Below are 17,874 nucleotides of genomic sequence, written 5' to 3' on the forward strand. Positions count from 1 at the left end.
TTTGGTTCAACATCAGTTTGGCGCATTGACGCCGTATTAGGGAACGTCCATCTCATCACCCAAAAGATATTTTCGGTGAGTAAACTTGTGACACCAGAAGGCCTGCACAACGGCTATTTGTACGTCATTATTGGAGGTGAAGATTACGACAGCTGGCAAGCGCTGATCAACGCCGAAAACCAACCTAAAATTTGGGGCGCGACCATCGGTTTTTGGATTATTTTTGCCTTGGTGCTCTTTGTGATTTTATTACGCTATTTTACTCGTCCGATCCAAAAGTTAGCCCAAGACTTAACCGAGCTAAAAGATAAGCCTATGTCAGACAATCTCATGCTGCCACAGCGTTATCGCGGCAGTTTAGAGATAAGCCAACTGAGTCATCATATCAATCATTTACTGCAAGAAATCCAATTACAACAACAGCAAGTTAAACGACAGCAACAAGCTAAGCATGACTTTTTATTACACTTGTCGCATGACTTAAAAACCCCGCTGACTGCACTATTAGGCTATATCGATACCTGGCTTATTTTGCCTGAAGATAAGCGCGACGAAGCATTGATCCAATACGCTGCCAACTCCGGCCAAACTTTACAGCAATTGCTTGCCCAGTTATTAGAGTTAGCCGCATTAGAAAACGGTCAAATCGATGCACAATTACAACAAGTTAACTTAACTGAATTACTCAGCGACATTGAACAAACCTTTACCCCTCGCGCTAAAAAGTTGGGGGTACAACTTGATTTTGACATTAATCATGCAGGTCAAATCTATACCGACCCCACCTTAATGCGCCGAATCCTCAACAACTTAGTCGACAACGCGCTACGCTACACTCCTGCTGGCGGCAAAATCCAAATCATTAATGCGCTCCACAATGACCAACAATGGTTAACCGTGCGTGATACCGGCGCAGGCATGCACAAACATGAAGTCGACGCCCTTAAACAATTGTCGATGACCACGCTGTCATTTGAAGCTAATCAAAGCCTGCCACAACTCGGTGTCGGACTCGCCATCGTCAGGCAGTTATTGGGGTTATTAAAGTGCAAAATTGAAATCGACAGCCAACCAGGGGTGGGAAGTGAGTTTAAGATAGAGCTGGTAACGCAAAGTTAATCTCATTTTTGAATCGTAAATAAATAACGATTTCTTCATATCTTAAATTGGTACTGACTAAGGTTTATCTATCATTAAGCGTCATGATAACTAATTGCCTGCAGCAGGCTACGTGCAGGTATATAAAAACGATAATCTAAAACACTATGAATAAATGAGTTTTTATCATTAAATAAGTGATAAAAACTCATTTCATTTTATATGATTACTTATTTCAGCAACAAACCGCAAGGCTTGACACTGGCTGCAAGCCATAAGCATTACTCACAGGGGAGTTGTATTTGTTTTGCACAAGCTTGCTGAGTATTTTCTAGCGATTCTAGCCCTAAACAAAAGTCGAGACGAACAGTATGGCTTTCTTTCGCGGTTGGCGTTTGAGCGGTTTGCCATTGCCACTGACTCACAATACTCGTTGCGTGTTGACTAATCTTAGTATTAGGTATTGAAATAACTGTTTGAATATTATCTGCTTTACCCGATTCGATAACATCAAATGACAATATTGTACAGCCAGCCATTCGTGCCTTAGCTAGTTCAATAGGAAACATAGGCTCTTTATCGTTAACGCGAGTCCACATTGCACCACTTTCTGGAGTAATCTCTGTTACGATGGTTTCACCGTAAATATTCATTCTTTTAGCTTCACTAGGAAACAAAACCACTGCACTTAATAGTACTGCCAAGACTAACAATCTCATTTTACATTCCATTGTGTTATTCATTACAGTTAATGCTGTTATTACCTTGCTTGATTTAAGCAGCATAAGACTATAAGTAATTGTTAACCAGCTGTAAAATAAAGCATTCTTGAAGGGGGATATAGCGGAGGCATTATATCTTGCAGATATAGGTATGAATTTTTAGCCTCCACAGCTTTGGTTGATTTAAGTCGTTTTACATCCAATAAGTTGCACTACAGCACTGTCTCCCTGATGATATTTACCTTCAGAGATATGCCTTTCGACTTCAATGCCAATCAAAAATTCGAGCCCTTTTAGCTCGGCTTCTAATGCTTCCAGAGACATAAATAACTCTTTGCTCGACGGAGGCGGTCCGCCTATGCCCGTCATATAAATATGACGTTCTGTAAAGGCTTCTAAAATAAACACACCGTTAATTTTCAGTGCGCTTACCGCTTGGCGGTGGAGATCTTTACGTAATGAAGGCGGAACATGTGCAGAGATTGAGACGATACCATCCCAAATATTTTGCCCTAAATCATAATGACTTAAATCGGCAACCACGGTTGTTATCTCTACACCACATTCTACTGCAAGGGCTTGTGCTTTTTTAAGGCCGACGGCAGATTGATCGACAGCGGTAACCTTGTAGCCTTGCGTCGCTAAAAACACAGCATTTCGGCCTTCACCTTCAGCTAAGCACAATACTCGACCACCTTTAGGTATACGAGAACACTCAGACTTTAAAAAATCATTAGGCTCAACGCCATATACAAAGCCTGCTTCGTTATATCTTTGATCCCACATCAACACCCCTACATTAAAGCTAATTAACACCTAGCCTCAACAACGGCTAATTCAAAGCACAAAGTTATCCTATGTATACCCTACACATCAATGGCCAAATTTGAGGGGCACAAGTCATCCTCTGACGGCATACCCCACAGTAATATTTAAAGTGTTAGATTTACTTCTTGGTTTCGCACGTTGATATGCCAAAAGGCACGTATGCCGGGCACCAGCCAAACGCAGCGGTAAACAAGGGAATAATCCCAACGATTCCCCACCAAGACTGATTATAAAAGCCAACAGCAATGATGCATGCTCCAAGAAAAATCCTTATCATCCGGTCGATTTTACCTATGTTACATTTCATATAAACCTCCATTTACTTCAGGGTTGGCAAAATGAAAACCAATAACAAAACCTTTAGTCGCTAACCTCAAAGATTGAATCCATTATTGCTAATTAAACGCTAAAGGCATTTTGCGTTTTTCGCGCTGAATGATTGGTTAACACCTTTAAAACCTGTGTGTTTTTTATTCACCTATATCATTAACAATATGCCTTTATGACGCAAAAAAACAGCAAAAAATTAACTTTTAAAAATCACATTTTCAGCGCGAATGCTATGTCGATATTAGCCATAAGGAAAAGGTTCAAATATAAAACGAATAGGTAGAGGTGAATAATGCAGGATACAACTCGTAAGAGCACACAAAGAGACCAAGGAAAAAATGACCATTATAAAACAAAAAAAGCGAATCCGAAGATTCGCTTTTTTTATTAGACAATACCAATAATTACTTGTGGTATTTGCCCGATAACTCATGCACAGAGTTGATAAATGCACCGGCATGCTCAGGATCAACATGTTGATGAATACCGTGGCCTAAGTTAAATACATGGCCGGTACCTTCACCGTAGCTTGCAAGAATTTGGTCAACTTCTTGATGAATGCGCTCAGGCGATGCATACAACATTGAAGGGTCCATGTTGCCTTGTAGTGCTACTTTATCGCCTACGCGACGACGTGCATCACCAATATCAACAGTCCAGTCTAATCCAAGTGCATCACAACCGGTTTCAGCCATAGACTCTAACCATAAACCGCCACCTTTAGTAAATAAGGTTACTGGCACTTTACGGCCATCGGCAAAACGAGTTAAGCCATCTACAATTTTTTGCATGTAACGTAATGAGAATTCGCGGTAAGCGTGGTGCGATAATGCGCCACCCCATGAGTCGAAAATCATTAACGATTGTGCGCCGTTAGCCACCTGAGCGTTAAGGTATAACACTACTGAGTCGGCCAACTTGTCTAGTAACATGTGTAGTGCTGCAGGTTCTGCGTAAGCCATACGTTTAATTTTTTCAAACGTTTTGCTAGAACCGCCTTCAACCATATAAGTGGCGAGCGTCCAAGGTGAACCTGAAAAGCCAATTAATGGTACTGCACCGTTAAGTTCGCGGCGAATGGTGCTCACAGCACGCATGACGTAACCTAACTCGTCTTCTGGATCTGGGATGCTAAGTTTTTTGATGGCATCAATGGTATCTGTTGGACGTTCAAAACGTGGACCTTCACCCGCTTCAAAGTACAAACCTAGGCCCATCGCATCGGGTACAGTCAAAATATCTGAGAATAAAATCGCAGCATCTAAATCATAACGACGTAACGGTTGTAACGTCACTTCGCATGCCAACTCAGCATTGCGGCATAAAGACATAAAGTCGCCAGCCTGCGCTCGAGTTGCTTTGTATTCTGGTAAATAACGACCTGCTTGACGCATCATCCATACTGGAGTGACATCAACTGGCTGCTTTAACAACGCACGTAAATAACGATCATTTTTTAATTCTGCCATGTGGGCTTTCTTCCTAGACTGTTATGATTTCTGCTGGGCGGTAGTTTAGCACTTACGCGATTAATGTAACCACTCAAGAGAGATTTATGTGAGCTATTCCTAAATCTAATGGTTAATTTTTTAACATATCCGTTTTGTCGCTCACAAAACACACAACACTGATGTGTAAATCGCAAATTAACTGATTAAAAGTTGCGTCTGGGTAAGTCGTTTGGTATAAAAAGTGTGCGCTAGCAAGAACAATCAAGAAGCCCGAAAAATCGAGCCTTTGAAAACTTCGTTACCCCGTGATGGCTTGCCTTCACGGGGTTTTTTATTGCCTGTAATTTGCCATCCTCTTTTTCACAGCCTCTAGCTGGTTGGTCCTGAGAATATAAATAAAACAGTTGATCACAATACACTTTGTCCAATACATTAGGTGTTATAGAAAGGTTGCTGATTAGAGAAAACACATGCTAACAAAATTAGAAAAAGCAGAGAAACGCTGGGGCGGCGCCAATAAGTTAGTCGATCAGTGGCTTAATCACCGCCGAAAATTATTGATCCAATATTTCATTGTGGCGGGTCTTGCACCTTATTCTCGGGCCGAAAAGTCATTGCCGACACTCGAGCAAGTGAAAAACTTTTGCGATCAATTAGTCGACTATGTTTCTGAAGGTCACTTTGAGGTTTACAATAACGTCGTTAAAGCCTGTGAGAAATTCGGCGAATCCAGTATAGATACAGCCAAAGCATTGTTACCGCAAATAAGCGACAGCACCGATGCCGCTCTCGACTTTAACGACAAGTACACCGAGGCTGCCGACGAAGAGATCCTCTATCAACTTGATAATGATTTATCGAAATTGGCGCAGGCAATGGAAGCCCGCTTTGAGTTAGAAGATCAGTTATTAGAAGTGTTGTATAACCGCCATTCGTAACTCATGTGAACGGCTCAACTAATAAAAGTGCGAATAGTCGCACTTTTTTGTTTTCTGCATATAATTTCACTCTCGTTTATCAAAGAGTTTATTGCCTTTTATGCCAATTTTCAGGTAACTCAACCTGCGACCATAACTCTTGGCATAAGCGCTCAGACTGATGCCAGTCGCCCTTTTTTAACCAATCCACCAATGCGTCGCCCACTTGCGGATAAGCAATAGGTTTGGGTGAAGGTGTCTTTAACCAGCGTGTTAATATGGCAGAATCTAACTGTTCCATACTCTCTGCCGCTGCCAGTAATTGCAACGCAGCCACATTTGCCAGCTGCTCAAATTGGCCTAATAGCGGTTTAACCAGTAGCTTTTTACCTAGGGTCATTGCTTCACTGGCGAGTTCAAATCCAGCATTACCAATCACACCACCACATTGCGACATATGCTGCTTAAAGCCGTCACGACTAAAACCGTGCCACTGTATGTGCCCAGCAATGCCTTTTATGGGTTTTATGCTGTGATAAACAAAAAATTGATATTGATCGAACGGCGCTAAAAACTCAGCTATCCGGTCAGGGTCTTCAAATGGCAGATACACTAATATTTGATGACTATGATCACCGCAACTTGCCGACACTTCGACAAAAGGCGGCAAAATAGGAAAGCCAAAATGATGCCAATGGCAACCGAGGGCAATATCAACCGGCGCAAAACGATTGAGTAGCAACTCATTAAACCAACTTGTGCCCTGTTTAGGTACCGGGTATTGCAACGCCGCTTGATGACTAATGGCAATCGATGGCACGCTTTGTTGGCGCGCAGCCCAAGCACTAACCGGCTCAAAGTCGTTGAGCACAAGATCATAACCCGTTAAATCTAATTGTTTAATTTCTGAAAATATATTCGCCATGAAATTTTGTTTTGCGGTTTTAGCGACATTCACGCGGCCATTCTCGCTGATAAAGGTCATGCCGTTACGCGTTTGGTAATCGCCAAAGCATTGCATATCAAAATATTGCTCAGGCGCTCGTCCTGAAAAAACAAAATCTACATCAATGTCTTGCTGCCCTAACGCTTTAGCCATCACCCGTGCACGGCTAATATGGCCATTACCGGTACCTTGGACCCCGTACAAAATTTTCATATTGGCTTTATTTCCTAAAAAGGCTGAATGACTAGGGCGTGTTAAACAATGATTATTGAAAGAGAAATTACAGTATTAGTTGCTCAACCAGTATGACGGAACCCATGCCTAATCCCGCACCCGCCATAATATCTAAGGGATAATGCACACCAAGCGCGATACGAGATGAGCCCACAAAACAGGCCCAAGCAAAAGCAATGGGCGCTAATGACGGAAAGACGACATTCACCACGCTAGCAAACACAAAAGCGCCTGCGGTATGCCCTGAGGGTAAACTAAACTTATCAGAGGGTTGAAAACCTGAGTCAAAGCCAGCTAATGCATGACATGGACGATGACGACGAATGCTATTTTTAAGCAGTAAATACAACGGAAACTCGACAATAAAACTAGCCAGCATTAAATTAAAGAATTGCTGCCCATGAGGATGAAAAAAAAGTAACGCGACAGATAAATAGACATAGTAGTGGCCATCGCCTGTTGCCGACACGCGTTTAGCCGCAGGGCTTAACTGGTTGTCACGACTAAATTGCACTATCCAATAAAACCAATATTTATCTAACTCACTGATACTCATTCTCATGCTTGACTCCATGCCAAACGCTGGGACATCTTCAACCCGAGCAAGGTTATCTATTTGTTAACAAGCTAGATAATAAAGAGAAGGAATGAACGCGAGGTGACAGCGAGTCTACAGTTTTATGACAATGAAAGAGTGAATAACTATAGGGTATAAATCATCAAGCTTATAAAACCAAAAACCTCTCAAACATAAGTTTGAGAGGTTTCTGTAATCGACTAAGCTCGCACGTTTTACCGTACTAAAAACGCTAAATGCGATTTAAGCTGTTTGTGCTTCTAATGATCTGTTGCGATAAATTTTCACTAGGTGATAAATGTTAATACAGGCAACGAAGGCGTTCATGCCTGCAACAGGCCAAGCTTCGATTGAATACCCATAAGCAACAAAAAAAGAACAACCAAGAAAATTTAAACATCTTAGTAATATGATGTCTTTCATCATCAAAGAAATAGCAACCATAACCGATGCTGCATAACCTAAGATTTCAATAAAATTGATATTTTCCATAAGAACCTCTATTTCAGGCCCTCTACCTTCCGTAAGCGTAACGGGGGATCCATGCCCCTAAAGCTAGTATTAATTGTAAACTAACATTAAAAATCTTGGCGTTATGTTAACAAAATGAACTTCAAAGTTGTAATTAAAAAACGTATTAGAATGACCTAAATCAACATATATCGACTAAAACATTCAATTTGAAAGAAAATTACTTCCAAATTTGACCCTTGTTCTGTATTTAGGTCAATCGACAAAATTAGCCTGTTTTTGCAATAAGTTGATTTACAGCAATCTGGTGATTGATAAGGCTTTTATTTTCACAAAAAGCTCATATAATTCATTTATCTTTGCTTTACCCAGCAATTTACCCTTGCTGCCCAATAGGAGTTAAATATGGAATACAACACCTCAGAACTCTGCGACATGTATATAGATGTAGTTGATGTCGTCGAACCTATGTTCAGTAACTATGGTGGTTGCAGCTCCTTCGGTGGCTCAATCAGTACCATTAAATGCTTTGAAGACTACGGTCTAATTGCTGATGCTTTAGAAGAAGACGGTGAAGGTAAAGTTTTGCTAGTTGATGGCGGCGGTTCATTAAGACGTGCCTTAGTTGACGCCAAAATTGCTGAACTTGCCGTTGCAAACAACTGGGAAGGTATTATTGTTTATGGTTCGGTTCGCGATGTCGACACCCTTGAGGAGCTTGACATTGGGATTCAAGCTATTGCATCTATTCCTGTTGGCGCGGAAGGCAATGGCGTTGGCGAAGTTGAAATTCCAGTTAACTTTGGCGGCGTAACTTTCTTACCCGGCGATCATATTTATGCTGACAATACCGGCGTAATTTTGTCACCTGAACCATTAGATATTGAATAATAGCTAAGACTCAACGACAGCGCCCTAACATAATCTAGGGCGACACGATTTCTAAAAACCAGCTATGCTGGTTTTTTTATGTCAATATTTAGCCAATGTGAGGTACACACCAATGTTTACTGCGTTTACCCAACAACATTGTGATGCTTTACTGAGCATCAGAGCCAATGAAACCAAATTGGGCCAGCAAGTCTTATTGGCTAACCCACAAAAGAACTTGGCGGAAAATGCCCAGTTTGCAGCCAATGCCGGCGCCCGGTTTGGCATCATAGCCATTGCAGAAGATATTGGCCCACGGGCAAACCTAGGCCGTGGTGGCGCAAGTGAAACCTTACGTGCCTGCATGGCTCAATTTTTAAATTTACAATCGAACCGTTTTTTACACGGAAATCAATGTGCCATTCTTGGGCAAATAAGCTTAACCACACTACCAGACTCAACCACCAGCATTGAAAGCCTTCGCCAGGCCACAGCCGAACTTGATCAACTTGTTATTGACGCGACAAGCCAGCTGTTTCAAGCCGGGTTAGAACCCATCGTCATTGGCGGTGGTCACAATAATGCGTACGGATTATTAATGGCGATTAAAGCCTACACAGGTCTACCCGTTGCCGCGGTTAATTTAGACCCTCATTCCGATTTTAGGCCCCGTGAAGGTCGTCACAGTGGCAATGGGTTTAGCTACGCAGCAGCCAATGGAGCGTTAGATCATTACCATATTTTGGGGCTACACGAGCTTAAAAATAGCGAATCAACCCTAGAACAATTGAGTTTATTTGGTGCTACATGGCACAGTTTTCAACAAATTTGGGTGCGCAGAGAATTGCAGCTCGACGCCGCATTAAAGCACATTGCAGCAGGATTAAATCAAACTCAATTACCGGTTGCGTTAGAGCTCGACGTTGACGCCATAGCCAATATGCCCAGTAGCGCGGCCACATTTGCCGGTATTCCGCTTCTCGATGCCTGCCAATATGTGCATTATATTGCCAAACATTGCTCGTGCAGTTACGTGCACTTTGCCGAAGCAGCCCCGTCATGTCATCACGCTGGTGCGGATGCGGGTTATCGTGACGTAGGCCAAGGGCTGAGTGAGTTAATTTATGCTTATATTCAAGGACGATTAACTCGGCTGAATTAGAATCAGCTGAAGCTATTCATTAAAGGCTAATTTTATGCTCTAATGCAGTGCAAATTTTTAGCCTTTGATGGTCATTTTTATCAGGGTTAATCGACGCGAGCTCATTGTAGCGCTTAAGATGATGTGAATTACCCATTGCGTGCAGACAAGACAACTAATTGATTGTTGTCACACTCTAGCACCACAGTGTTTCAGCAATCATTCGCAATGACTTACACTCGCACTTACTAACACTCGCAATGAATAATCGCACATTATAGGAATATACCAATGTCTGAGGGCGACCCAAAGAACACGCATTTTGGATATAAAACCGTTGAAGCAGATAAAAAAGCGGACTTAGTTGCCGATGTGTTTCACTCTGTGGCCGCTAAATACGACATTATGAATGACGTGATGTCTTTCGGTATTCACCGCTTTTGGAAGCGTCACACTATCGAAACTGCGGCTGCACGCCCAGGGATGAAAGTGCTAGATTTAGCAGGCGGCACCGGCGACTTAACGGCTAAATTTTCACATTTAGTCGGTGATCGTGGCCAAGTGGTACTGGCTGATATCAATGATTCTATGCTTAAAGTGGGTCGCACTAAACTGCGCGACAAAGGCATTGTTAATAACGTCAGTTATGTACAAGCAAACGCTGAAGCATTACCGTTTCCTGATAATCACTTCGACATCATTACCATTGCATTTGGCTTACGTAATGTTACCGATAAAGATGCTGCGCTTCGCTCAATGCAGCGTGTTTTAAAGCCAGGTGGCAAGCTGTTGGTACTTGAGTTTTCAACACCTAAGCATGAAATTATGCGTAAAGTGTACGACATGTATAGCTTTAAAGTATTGCCAAAAATGGGCGAGCTTATCACTAAAGATGCCGATAGCTACGAATACCTAGCCGAGTCAATTCGTATGCATCCTGATCAAGAAACCTTAAAGCAAATGATGGTAGATGCCGGTTTTGAACAGGTTGATTACACAAATATGACCGATGGCGTTGTGGCTTTACACAAAGGTTATAAGTTTTAATGGCCGTCAATCAGTTTGCTTTATTAGTTTGTGCGGCAATCGAAACCGGTTTTAATCGATTACCGCCACAAGCTAAAGATGATTATGCCAAGCAGAAATCATTGCATGGCAAAGTGATTTGCATCCAATTAAGTCAGCTCAGTTGGCCCATATACCTAATATTTGCCAAACAAATACAAGTGATGAGCCATTACGAAGGAGATGTTGCGGTTACGGTGAATGCCGATGCATCGACTTTGTATCAGTTAACCGAAGGCGCCAATTTAACTGAGTTGATCAAACAAGATAAACTCAGCTTAGAGGGTGATATTCAGCTACTGCAAACACTGAGTCATTATCTACAACATATTCATTTCGACTTTGCCGAACCCTTATCACGTTATCTCGGCGATGCCCCAACCCACAAGTTAATCACAGGCGCCAAGCAACTAGGCCAAGAGGTTAAACAAGTGATGCTTAAATCACGGGCACACGTGAGCCAGTTAACCACCGAAGAGTACCGACTGGCACCGCACAAAATTGAGATCATTCATTTTCGTGATAATCTAGAAGAGCTCGTAAGCCAAACCGAACAAATAGAAGCCAAAATAGCTAAATTAAGAGAGCAAATAATTCAATGACATTTGCAAGTATCAGGCGTGGTTACCATGTCATTAAAACCATTCTGCATTTTGGCTTAGATGACCTCATTCCTCGACACAAAAAGCCTTGGTATTTTGTCATTTTACGTAACAGCCTATTTTGGATCCGCAATAAGCATAAACGTAAATCTCCCGCTGAACGCTTAAAACTCGCCATGCAAGATCTAGGGCCGGTTTACATTAAACTCGGCCAAATGCTGTCAACTCGCCGTGATTTACTCGACGACGAATGGGCGTACCAACTTGCCATGTTGCAAGACAGAGTGCCGCCGTTTGATTCAGCTCTTGCGCGTGAGGCTATAGAAGCCGAACTTGGCGTCCCTATCGACACCTATTTTGATGACTTTGACGACAGCCCATTAGCGTCAGCATCTATCTCACAAGTACATACTGCAATATTAAAATCTAACGGCAAAGACGTGGTACTTAAGATACTTCGCCCTGACGTAGAGCAGCAAATACTGGCCGATTTACAATTAATGACCCAAACGGCAAACTTGCTTGAAACTATACTCGGTGAAGGTAACCGTTTACGCCCAGCGGAAGTGATTGAAGATTATCAAACCACGATTTTAGGTGAGCTTAACTTAAAACTTGAAGCACTGAACGCCATTAAATTACGCAATAACTTTATCGACTCAAATGCGCTTTATGTGCCTTTTGTCTATGAAGAACACAGCTATGAACGCTTAATGGTCATGGAGCGTATTTACGGTATTCCAGTATCAGACACCGAAGCGCTTCGCGCCCAAGGCACCAACTTTAAATTGCTTGCAGAACGTGGCGTAGAACTGTTTTTTACCCAGGTATTTCGTGATAACTTTTTCCATGCAGACATGCATCCCGGTAACATTTTTATTAGCCGAGAACACCCAGACGACCCATTTTACATAGGTTTAGACTGCGGCATCATGGGGACCTTAACCGAGGTCGACAAACGCTACCTCGCAGAAAACTTTTTAGCCTTTTTTAATCGCGACTATCACCGCATTGCCCAACTGTATATTGAATCAGGTTGGGTGTCAGAGCACACTGACATTATCGCCTTTGAACAGGCCGTAAAAGTGGTATGTGAACCCATGTTTAATAAACCATTAGACGAGATTTCATTTGGCCATGTATTGCTAGAACTATTTCGCACCGCACGCCACTTTGACATTGTAGTGCAGCCACAACTGGTATTGCTTGAAAAAACCCTCCTTTACATCGAAGGCTTAGGTCGTCAGCTCTATCCGCAATTAGATTTATGGCAAACCGCAAAACCTTTCCTTGAACAATGGATGTCAGAGCAAGTTGGCCCTAAAGCCATGTTCAACAAAGTAAAATCTAACGCGCCATTTTGGGCAGACAAACTGCCAGAGTTTCCAGAGCTTATTTACGACAACTTAAAAGTAGGCCGTAAGCTGCTTGGTACCCAACAGCAAATGTTAGATAAGTACTTGCGCTATCAACAGAAATCACACAAAAGTAATTATCTACTGATCACCTCTGCGGTATTATTGATCTGCGGCACAATTTTAATTTCACAAATAGATACACTATGGCCTGCATATACTTGTATTGGCGCTGGTGTGATGATTTGGGCAATCGGATGGAGATCTAGGCCAAAGAATCGTAAATTTTAGCTAGCACTAATTCATTAGAGGTTCATAATACTTAAAGAATTGGATGATATTGTAACCTTTTAACATCACGTTTTGCATAAACCATTATTTATTGAAAGAGGATAATCTTCATGGGCGGCATCAGTATTTGGCAGCTTCTAATTGTTGCGTTAATTGTCATTTTATTATTTGGTACTAAAAAACTTCGTTCTTTAGGCGGTGATTTGGGTGGAGCAGTAAAAGGCTTCAAAAATGCCATGTCACCTGAAGAAGAAAAGAAATCACTAGAAGACAAAGAACCAGAACAAGAGCAGACTGCAGCGACTTCGCAACAGGCAGCTGAAAAGCAACCTGAATCTAAAGATAAACAGGCGTAATTTATTATGTTTGACGGTATCGGCTTTATGGAGCTGCTGCTGATTGGTATTTTGGGGCTAGTTGTTCTCGGCCCCGAAAGATTACCAGTGGCGGTACGTTCGGTAACAGGTTGGATACGCGCCCTAAAGCGCATGGCTAACTCTGTCAAAGATGAACTCGAGCAAGAACTTAAAATCGAGCAGTTACATGCTGACTTAAAAAAAGCGGAAAGCAAAGGTTTAGCTAATTTATCGCCTGAGTTAAAAGAGTCGATTGATCAGTTAAAACAAGCTGCTGAATCAGTTAATCGACCTTATAAAGTTGAAGACGATTCACCTAAAACGCCAACCACCGAGACAGCATCGACATCGAGCACGACAGTGGAGCAACCAGCCGAAAAAACGACTGAGAACAGTTCACCTCCTAAATCTAACGGATAATTCATGTCGCAACAGCAACCGCTTATCAGCCATTTACTTGAATTACGCAATAAACTGCTTAAAGCTATTGGCAGTGTATTACTTGTATTCATTGCTATTGTGTATTGGGCAAACGATATTTACCACTACATTGCACTGCCTTTGATGCGATCGCTACCTGAAACAGGCAGCATGATTGCAACCGATGTAGCCGCGCCGTTTTTTGCCCCTTTTAAACTGACACTAGTGTTAGCATTTTTTATTGCTATCCCTTATGTGCTCTACCAAATATGGTCATTTGTAGCCCCTGGGTTATACAAACATGAAAAACGCTTGGTCGTGCCATTATTAACCAGTAGCACATTGTTGTTTTATTTAGGTATCGCGTTTGCCTACTACATTGTATTTCCTGTTGTATTTGGTTTTTTTACCAATGTCGCCCCCGAGGGTGTACAAGTTGCAACAGACATCAGTAGTTACTTAAGTTTTATTTTAAAGCTCTTTTTTGCTTTTGGTTTGGCTTTTGAAATACCGGTAGCCGTTGTTCTATTATGCTGGGCTGGCGTAACAACCCCTGATGAATTGCGGGCAAAACGCCCTTACATCGTGGTGGGTGCCTTTGTGATCGGCATGATGTTAACACCTCCCGATATTATTTCTCAGACTATGCTAGCCGTACCAATGCTGTTATTGTTTGAAGGTGGCTTGATAGCTGCGCGTTTTTACAGTAAAAAAGAAGATGAAGAAGATGACGTGCCAGAGAACGAGCACGCAGATAGCTAATAAAAAATGGCCTTAATTGGCCATTTTTTTGCTAGGCCTTTTGAACGTTGCAACAAAAAATATGCAAAAACGTTCCACTGCCCTAAATAATAATAAGGAATAACAATGCGCTTATGTTTAATTGCGACTGGTATCTTATTGATATCAGTTAACGCACAGGCCAACACTCAACTTGGCGAACAACTGTCTTTTTGTGCCCAAAAAACCAATAATACTGAGCGCCTGAGTTGCTATGACCAACTCGCCGCAAACGCCAAACCAAGCGCTAATATAAGCCTTCCAGCCGTAGCCAAAGCACCTACTGTTGCTGTTACCGCAAATAAGCCTGCAGCACCCGTTGTTGCCAGTGTTCCACCTCAACCTGTCAAGCCTGTCGCAATTACAGTGCCTGCTACCGCATCGCCCGAACTAAGTGTCAATGATTTTGGGTTACAGAAAAAAGTCATCGAAGATGAAATCGACCGTTTGTATTTTACCGTTGCCAATGTCTCTAAAGCACCAGGTGGCGCCCTCATTGTGACTTTAGAAAACGGTCAAGTGTGGAAACAAACGAACGCAGAGCGTTACAAAGTCAAAAAAGGCCATGATATCTATATTGAAACTGGCGCACTTAACTCATTTTTAATGGGCAGTGATGAGCGTAATGCCACTACTCGAGTTAAACGTTTAAAGTAGCCTAAGCCATTTTATTCTTATGACTCAATACATCGATATCGCGGTTAACCTACTCAGCGAAAGGTTAAAGCACGACATAGATTCGATCATTCATGATGCGGCGAAACAGCATGTTTCGCCGCTGATTGTTATTGGTAGCGATTTAGATGAAAGCGCTGAAGCCAATGCGGTTTGCCAACAATACCCCCTACAACTGTTTAGTACTGCTGGTGTTCACCCTCATCAAGCATCAACTTGGCACTCCGAAAGCCGCCAAACTCTTAAACAGCTTGCGGCACAGCCAAGTGTTGTTGCCATTGGTGAATGTGGCCTTGACTATAACCGTGACTTTTCACCTAGGCCTGCTCAACGACAAGCGTTTGCAGAACAATTAGCGCTAGCTTGTGAGCTCAATATGCCGGTGTTAATGCACTGCCGCGATGCCCATCAAGACTTTATTGCCATTGTGAATGAATATCGCAGCGCATTACCTAAAGGCTTATTACATTGCTTTACCGGCACTAAAGATGAACTTGAAGCCTGTTTAAATGCCGATTTATATATTGGTATTACAGGCTGGATATGCGATGAACGTCGTGGACAAGAGCTTGCACAGCTAGTGCCATTAATCCCTAACAACCGCATAATGGCTGAAACTGACAGCCCTTATTTATTGCCTCGCAGTATGCGCCCTAAACCTAAGTCGAGTAAAAACCTGCCGCAATACTTACCTTATATTGTTGAGTGCATGGCAGCTCTACGCCAACAAACATCCGCAGAATTGGCACTACATTGCTACCACAATAGCAGTGAGTTTTTTGGTTTGAACGTCCCTCCACTGATGGTTGACGATTAATGAATACCTTTAACGGCGCAGGTTTATCATTAAAAAGCAGCTTGGCCCTTATATTGGGCTTATGTTTATTACTGTTAAGCCAACTCAGTTGGGCAAACTCATTACAAACAGTACCGTTAAGGCTAACCTCCGATTCGATTACTAAAATTGATTTAAAAGACTGGGTTTATATCAATAACAGTAAAAATATTAGCCAACTAACCAAACTATTAGAACAACCTGCCAGCACCTGGAAAAAATTACCCACTGATAAACCAAATCAAATAGGTGTAAGTAATTACTGGCTGACATTCAGTATTTATAATCCAGACGATTACTTATCGCGGATCATTGCATTAGATAATCCATTGCTCGACAGCATTGTGATTTATCATTTTATTAATAGTGAGTTAGTTGACGCGAAAAAAATGGGGGACACATTGCCGTTTAGCCTTCGTCCTATGCAAAGTAATATATTTTTATATCCGATTGATTTACAACCCGGCGACACTCACAAGTTTTATATCAAAATAGATAGCCTCGGCAGCGTAAATACGCCGATGGTGTTATGGTCATCAAATGATTTAACGCAATTAACTGAAACAAAAAACTTATATATTGGTTTGCAAATCGGATTATTGATTGCCATTAGCATATTCAGTTTATTTATCGCCTTTGCATCATTGTCATTCAGTTACAGTTATTACAGCGGCTATGTATTGGGGTTAACCTTGCTTACAGCCAGCATTCATGGCGTCTCATTTCGCTACTTATGGCCTAACTGGCCCATCATGCAGCAATATATTTTTACCTTCGTTATTCCATTAACATTAGGGTTTTCCTTAATGTTTACCGAAAAAGTGTTACAGCTTAAGTACCACAACCTCAAAATGCTGCGTATTTGCCGGGTAATGGCTTTTATGTCATTTTCGCTTGCCCTTGTAATGCCGCTTATGCCATACAGTTCAGCGATTTATATCTTGGTGTTTGTAGTATTAACCGTGAGCACCATTTTAGTGACATTTTCACTGATCCAGGCGTTTGTCGGTCAACGCAATGCCACTTTATACGCCATAGGCAGAATTGCCTTGCTAATGGGATGTATCATGACCGGTTTATTGTATCTTGGCCTGTTAAAGCTTGATGTCGCACCACACGTACCCACCATGATAGGACTCACATTTGAGGTTATCATTATGGCGGGGGTACTCGCATTACGTTACAACGACGAGCGCAAAGCCAAGTTTAAAATTCAACAACAAGCACTGGAACAAGCACAACGCATGAGAGAAACTCGCGAAGAAGCATTGCTTGCTGAATCTGAAAATAATGAAAAGCTCGAACAAATGGTCCAAGAACGCACACTAGAGTTAGAAATCACCCTAAGAGAGCTTAACGAAGCGAATCAAAAGTTAACGGAACAAAATACCATTGATAGCCTCACTGGCGTTAAAAATCGCAACGCCTTTGACCGTCGCCTCGTTGCAGAAGGCCGCATTAGCCGCCGTCAGCAAACATCAATGGCACTTTTAATGATAGATATCGACAAATTTAAAGATATTAATGACAAATTTGGTCATCTAACGGGTGACTACACCATTAAAATAATTGCCCAAATGTTGAATGAATATTTAAAGCGCCCAACCGATCTCGTGTCACGTTTTGGTGGTGAAGAGTTTGCTATCATCCTGCCAAGTACCGAAGCTGAAGGTGCCCAACAAGTTGCCGAACAGATCCGCCAAGCAATTAGCGAATCAAAAATAGTACATAACGATAATCATATACCGTTAACAGTCAGTATTGGTGTGAGTGCAGATATTATCGACAGCGATGAGCACCCTATGTTATTACTCGAGCAAGCAGATAAAGCCCTGTATCAAGCAAAACGCAGCGGCCGAAACAAAGTGTGTTATTACACCCTCAAAGCAGACCAGATTTAATCCAGGAGT

20 protein-coding genes are annotated in these 17,874 nt (G+C 42.0%); 13 read left to right on the forward strand and 7 right to left on the reverse strand.

What is annotated here, in order from left to right; all coding sequences use genetic code 11:
- Positions 1 to 1,119, forward strand: a 1,119-nt coding sequence (locus IEY42_RS15565) for a sensor histidine kinase (RefSeq protein ID WP_229780103.1), incomplete at its 5' end; no start/stop codon positions are given.
- A 260-nt stretch (positions 1,120 to 1,379) separates the two neighbouring features.
- Here IEY42_RS15565 and IEY42_RS15570 read toward each other — a convergent pair.
- From IEY42_RS15570 to hemE, 4 genes are all read right to left on the reverse strand, one after another.
- Positions 1,380 to 1,817 carry an energy transducer TonB gene (locus IEY42_RS15570; RefSeq protein WP_188926099.1) on the reverse strand — a complete coding sequence of 146 codons (438 nt, stop codon included), beginning with the start codon at positions 1,815 to 1,817 and terminating at the stop codon, positions 1,380 to 1,382.
- A 186-nt stretch (positions 1,818 to 2,003) separates the two neighbouring features.
- Entirely contained in the window at positions 2,004 to 2,606 is a 603-nt protein-coding gene (locus IEY42_RS15575; RefSeq protein ID WP_188926100.1) for a class I SAM-dependent methyltransferase, read from the reverse strand.
- Between the two features lie 160 nt (positions 2,607 to 2,766).
- Positions 2,767 to 2,955: a YgaP family membrane protein gene (locus IEY42_RS15580; protein ID WP_188926101.1), complete on the reverse strand. Its 189-nt coding sequence runs from the start codon at positions 2,953 to 2,955 to the stop codon at positions 2,767 to 2,769.
- Between the two features lie 427 nt (positions 2,956 to 3,382).
- Complete coding sequence (gene hemE, locus IEY42_RS15585; RefSeq protein WP_188926102.1) at positions 3,383 to 4,447, reverse strand: uroporphyrinogen decarboxylase; 1,065 nt, start codon at positions 4,445 to 4,447, stop codon at positions 3,383 to 3,385.
- 452 nt (positions 4,448 to 4,899) lie between these two features.
- Between hemE and rsd the strand changes: the two genes are divergently transcribed.
- Positions 4,900 to 5,367 carry a sigma D regulator gene (gene rsd, locus IEY42_RS15590; protein WP_188926103.1) on the forward strand — a complete coding sequence of 156 codons (468 nt, stop codon included), beginning with the start codon at positions 4,900 to 4,902 and terminating at the stop codon, positions 5,365 to 5,367.
- Between the two features lie 88 nt (positions 5,368 to 5,455).
- On the opposite strand, the gene IEY42_RS15595 is transcribed toward rsd, so the two are convergent.
- The 3 genes from IEY42_RS15595 to IEY42_RS15605 form a co-directional block, all read right to left on the reverse strand.
- A complete protein-coding gene (locus IEY42_RS15595; RefSeq protein ID WP_188926104.1) occupies positions 5,456 to 6,505 on the reverse strand; it encodes an MJ1255/VC2487 family glycosyltransferase in 1,050 nt (349 codons plus the stop codon).
- Between the two features lie 67 nt (positions 6,506 to 6,572).
- Positions 6,573 to 7,088, reverse strand: a complete 516-nt coding sequence (locus IEY42_RS15600; RefSeq protein ID WP_188926105.1) for a phosphatase PAP2 family protein — start codon at positions 7,086 to 7,088, stop codon at positions 6,573 to 6,575.
- A 258-nt stretch (positions 7,089 to 7,346) separates the two neighbouring features.
- A complete protein-coding gene (locus IEY42_RS15605; protein WP_188926106.1) occupies positions 7,347 to 7,595 on the reverse strand; it encodes a YgjV family protein in 249 nt (82 codons plus the stop codon).
- Positions 7,596 to 7,979: 384 nt separating this feature from the next.
- Between IEY42_RS15605 and rraA the strand changes: the two genes are divergently transcribed.
- From rraA to IEY42_RS15660, 11 genes are all read left to right on the forward strand, one after another.
- Positions 7,980 to 8,465 (forward strand): ribonuclease E activity regulator RraA, encoded by a 486-nt coding sequence (rraA, locus tag IEY42_RS15610; protein ID WP_188918900.1) that lies wholly within the window; start codon positions 7,980 to 7,982, stop codon positions 8,463 to 8,465.
- Positions 8,466 to 8,577: 112 nt separating this feature from the next.
- Positions 8,578 to 9,606, forward strand: a complete 1,029-nt coding sequence (locus tag IEY42_RS15615) for a formimidoylglutamase (RefSeq protein ID WP_188926107.1) — start codon at positions 8,578 to 8,580, stop codon at positions 9,604 to 9,606.
- 270 nt (positions 9,607 to 9,876) lie between these two features.
- Positions 9,877 to 10,632 (forward strand): bifunctional demethylmenaquinone methyltransferase/2-methoxy-6-polyprenyl-1,4-benzoquinol methylase UbiE, encoded by a 756-nt coding sequence (gene ubiE, locus IEY42_RS15620; RefSeq protein ID WP_188918904.1) that lies wholly within the window; start codon positions 9,877 to 9,879, stop codon positions 10,630 to 10,632.
- Positions 10,632 to 11,252 carry a ubiquinone biosynthesis accessory factor UbiJ gene (locus IEY42_RS15625; protein WP_188926108.1) on the forward strand — a complete coding sequence of 207 codons (621 nt, stop codon included), beginning with the start codon at positions 10,632 to 10,634 and terminating at the stop codon, positions 11,250 to 11,252. Before ubiE ends, IEY42_RS15625 begins: the two co-directional genes overlap by 1 nt.
- Positions 11,249 to 12,898 carry a ubiquinone biosynthesis regulatory protein kinase UbiB gene (gene ubiB, locus IEY42_RS15630; protein ID WP_188926109.1) on the forward strand — a complete coding sequence of 550 codons (1,650 nt, stop codon included), beginning with the start codon at positions 11,249 to 11,251 and terminating at the stop codon, positions 12,896 to 12,898. The genes IEY42_RS15625 and ubiB overlap by 4 nt, the downstream gene beginning before the upstream one ends.
- A gap of 110 nt (positions 12,899 to 13,008) precedes the next feature.
- Entirely contained in the window at positions 13,009 to 13,254 is a 246-nt protein-coding gene (tatA, locus tag IEY42_RS15635; RefSeq protein WP_188918910.1) for a Sec-independent protein translocase subunit TatA, read from the forward strand.
- Between the two features lie 6 nt (positions 13,255 to 13,260).
- Positions 13,261 to 13,674: a Sec-independent protein translocase protein TatB gene (gene tatB / locus IEY42_RS15640; RefSeq protein ID WP_188918912.1), complete on the forward strand. Its 414-nt coding sequence runs from the start codon at positions 13,261 to 13,263 to the stop codon at positions 13,672 to 13,674.
- Positions 13,675 to 13,677: 3 nt separating this feature from the next.
- Complete coding sequence (tatC, locus tag IEY42_RS15645; protein ID WP_188926110.1) at positions 13,678 to 14,436, forward strand: twin-arginine translocase subunit TatC; 759 nt, start codon at positions 13,678 to 13,680, stop codon at positions 14,434 to 14,436.
- A gap of 105 nt (positions 14,437 to 14,541) precedes the next feature.
- A complete protein-coding gene (locus IEY42_RS15650) occupies positions 14,542 to 15,111 on the forward strand; it encodes a hypothetical protein (protein ID WP_188926111.1) in 570 nt (189 codons plus the stop codon).
- A 19-nt stretch (positions 15,112 to 15,130) separates the two neighbouring features.
- Positions 15,131 to 15,946 carry a TatD family hydrolase gene (locus IEY42_RS15655; protein WP_188926112.1) on the forward strand — a complete coding sequence of 272 codons (816 nt, stop codon included), beginning with the start codon at positions 15,131 to 15,133 and terminating at the stop codon, positions 15,944 to 15,946.
- Positions 15,946 to 17,865 carry a sensor domain-containing diguanylate cyclase gene (locus IEY42_RS15660; RefSeq protein ID WP_188926113.1) on the forward strand — a complete coding sequence of 640 codons (1,920 nt, stop codon included), beginning with the start codon at positions 15,946 to 15,948 and terminating at the stop codon, positions 17,863 to 17,865. Before IEY42_RS15655 ends, IEY42_RS15660 begins: the two co-directional genes overlap by 1 nt.
- Positions 17,866 to 17,874 lie beyond the last annotated feature (9 nt).

It is taken from the genome of Shewanella algicola, assembly GCF_014648035.1.
GTDB lineage: Bacteria > Pseudomonadota > Gammaproteobacteria > Enterobacterales > Shewanellaceae > Shewanella > Shewanella algicola.

Excerpts from the sequence above, each read along its gene's own strand:
- IEY42_RS15570 (WP_188926099.1), bottom strand. The coding sequence starts at position 1,817 with ATGAGATTGTTAGTCTTGGCAGTACTATTAAGTGCAGTGGTTTTGTTT.
- IEY42_RS15575 (WP_188926100.1), bottom strand. The coding sequence starts at position 2,606 with ATGTGGGATCAAAGATATAACGAAGCAGGCTTTGTATATGGCGTTGAG.
- IEY42_RS15580 (WP_188926101.1), bottom strand. The coding sequence starts at position 2,955 with ATGAAATGTAACATAGGTAAAATCGACCGGATGATAAGGATTTTTCTT.
- hemE (WP_188926102.1), bottom strand. The coding sequence starts at position 4,447 with ATGGCAGAATTAAAAAATGATCGTTATTTACGTGCGTTGTTAAAGCAG.
- rsd (WP_188926103.1), top strand. The coding sequence starts at position 4,900 with ATGCTAACAAAATTAGAAAAAGCAGAGAAACGCTGGGGCGGCGCCAAT.
- IEY42_RS15595 (WP_188926104.1), bottom strand. The coding sequence starts at position 6,505 with ATGAAAATTTTGTACGGGGTCCAAGGTACCGGTAATGGCCATATTAGC.
- IEY42_RS15600 (WP_188926105.1), bottom strand. The coding sequence starts at position 7,088 with ATGAGAATGAGTATCAGTGAGTTAGATAAATATTGGTTTTATTGGATA.
- IEY42_RS15605 (WP_188926106.1), bottom strand. The coding sequence starts at position 7,595 with ATGGAAAATATCAATTTTATTGAAATCTTAGGTTATGCAGCATCGGTT.
- rraA (WP_188918900.1), top strand. The coding sequence starts at position 7,980 with ATGGAATACAACACCTCAGAACTCTGCGACATGTATATAGATGTAGTT.
- IEY42_RS15615 (WP_188926107.1), top strand. The coding sequence starts at position 8,578 with ATGTTTACTGCGTTTACCCAACAACATTGTGATGCTTTACTGAGCATC.
- ubiE (WP_188918904.1), top strand. The coding sequence starts at position 9,877 with ATGTCTGAGGGCGACCCAAAGAACACGCATTTTGGATATAAAACCGTT.
- IEY42_RS15625 (WP_188926108.1), top strand. The coding sequence starts at position 10,632 with ATGGCCGTCAATCAGTTTGCTTTATTAGTTTGTGCGGCAATCGAAACC.
- ubiB (WP_188926109.1), top strand. The coding sequence starts at position 11,249 with ATGACATTTGCAAGTATCAGGCGTGGTTACCATGTCATTAAAACCATT.
- tatA (WP_188918910.1), top strand. The coding sequence starts at position 13,009 with ATGGGCGGCATCAGTATTTGGCAGCTTCTAATTGTTGCGTTAATTGTC.
- tatB (WP_188918912.1), top strand. The coding sequence starts at position 13,261 with ATGTTTGACGGTATCGGCTTTATGGAGCTGCTGCTGATTGGTATTTTG.
- tatC (WP_188926110.1), top strand. The coding sequence starts at position 13,678 with ATGTCGCAACAGCAACCGCTTATCAGCCATTTACTTGAATTACGCAAT.
- IEY42_RS15650 (WP_188926111.1), top strand. The coding sequence starts at position 14,542 with ATGCGCTTATGTTTAATTGCGACTGGTATCTTATTGATATCAGTTAAC.
- IEY42_RS15655 (WP_188926112.1), top strand. The coding sequence starts at position 15,131 with ATGACTCAATACATCGATATCGCGGTTAACCTACTCAGCGAAAGGTTA.
- IEY42_RS15660 (WP_188926113.1), top strand. The coding sequence starts at position 15,946 with ATGAATACCTTTAACGGCGCAGGTTTATCATTAAAAAGCAGCTTGGCC.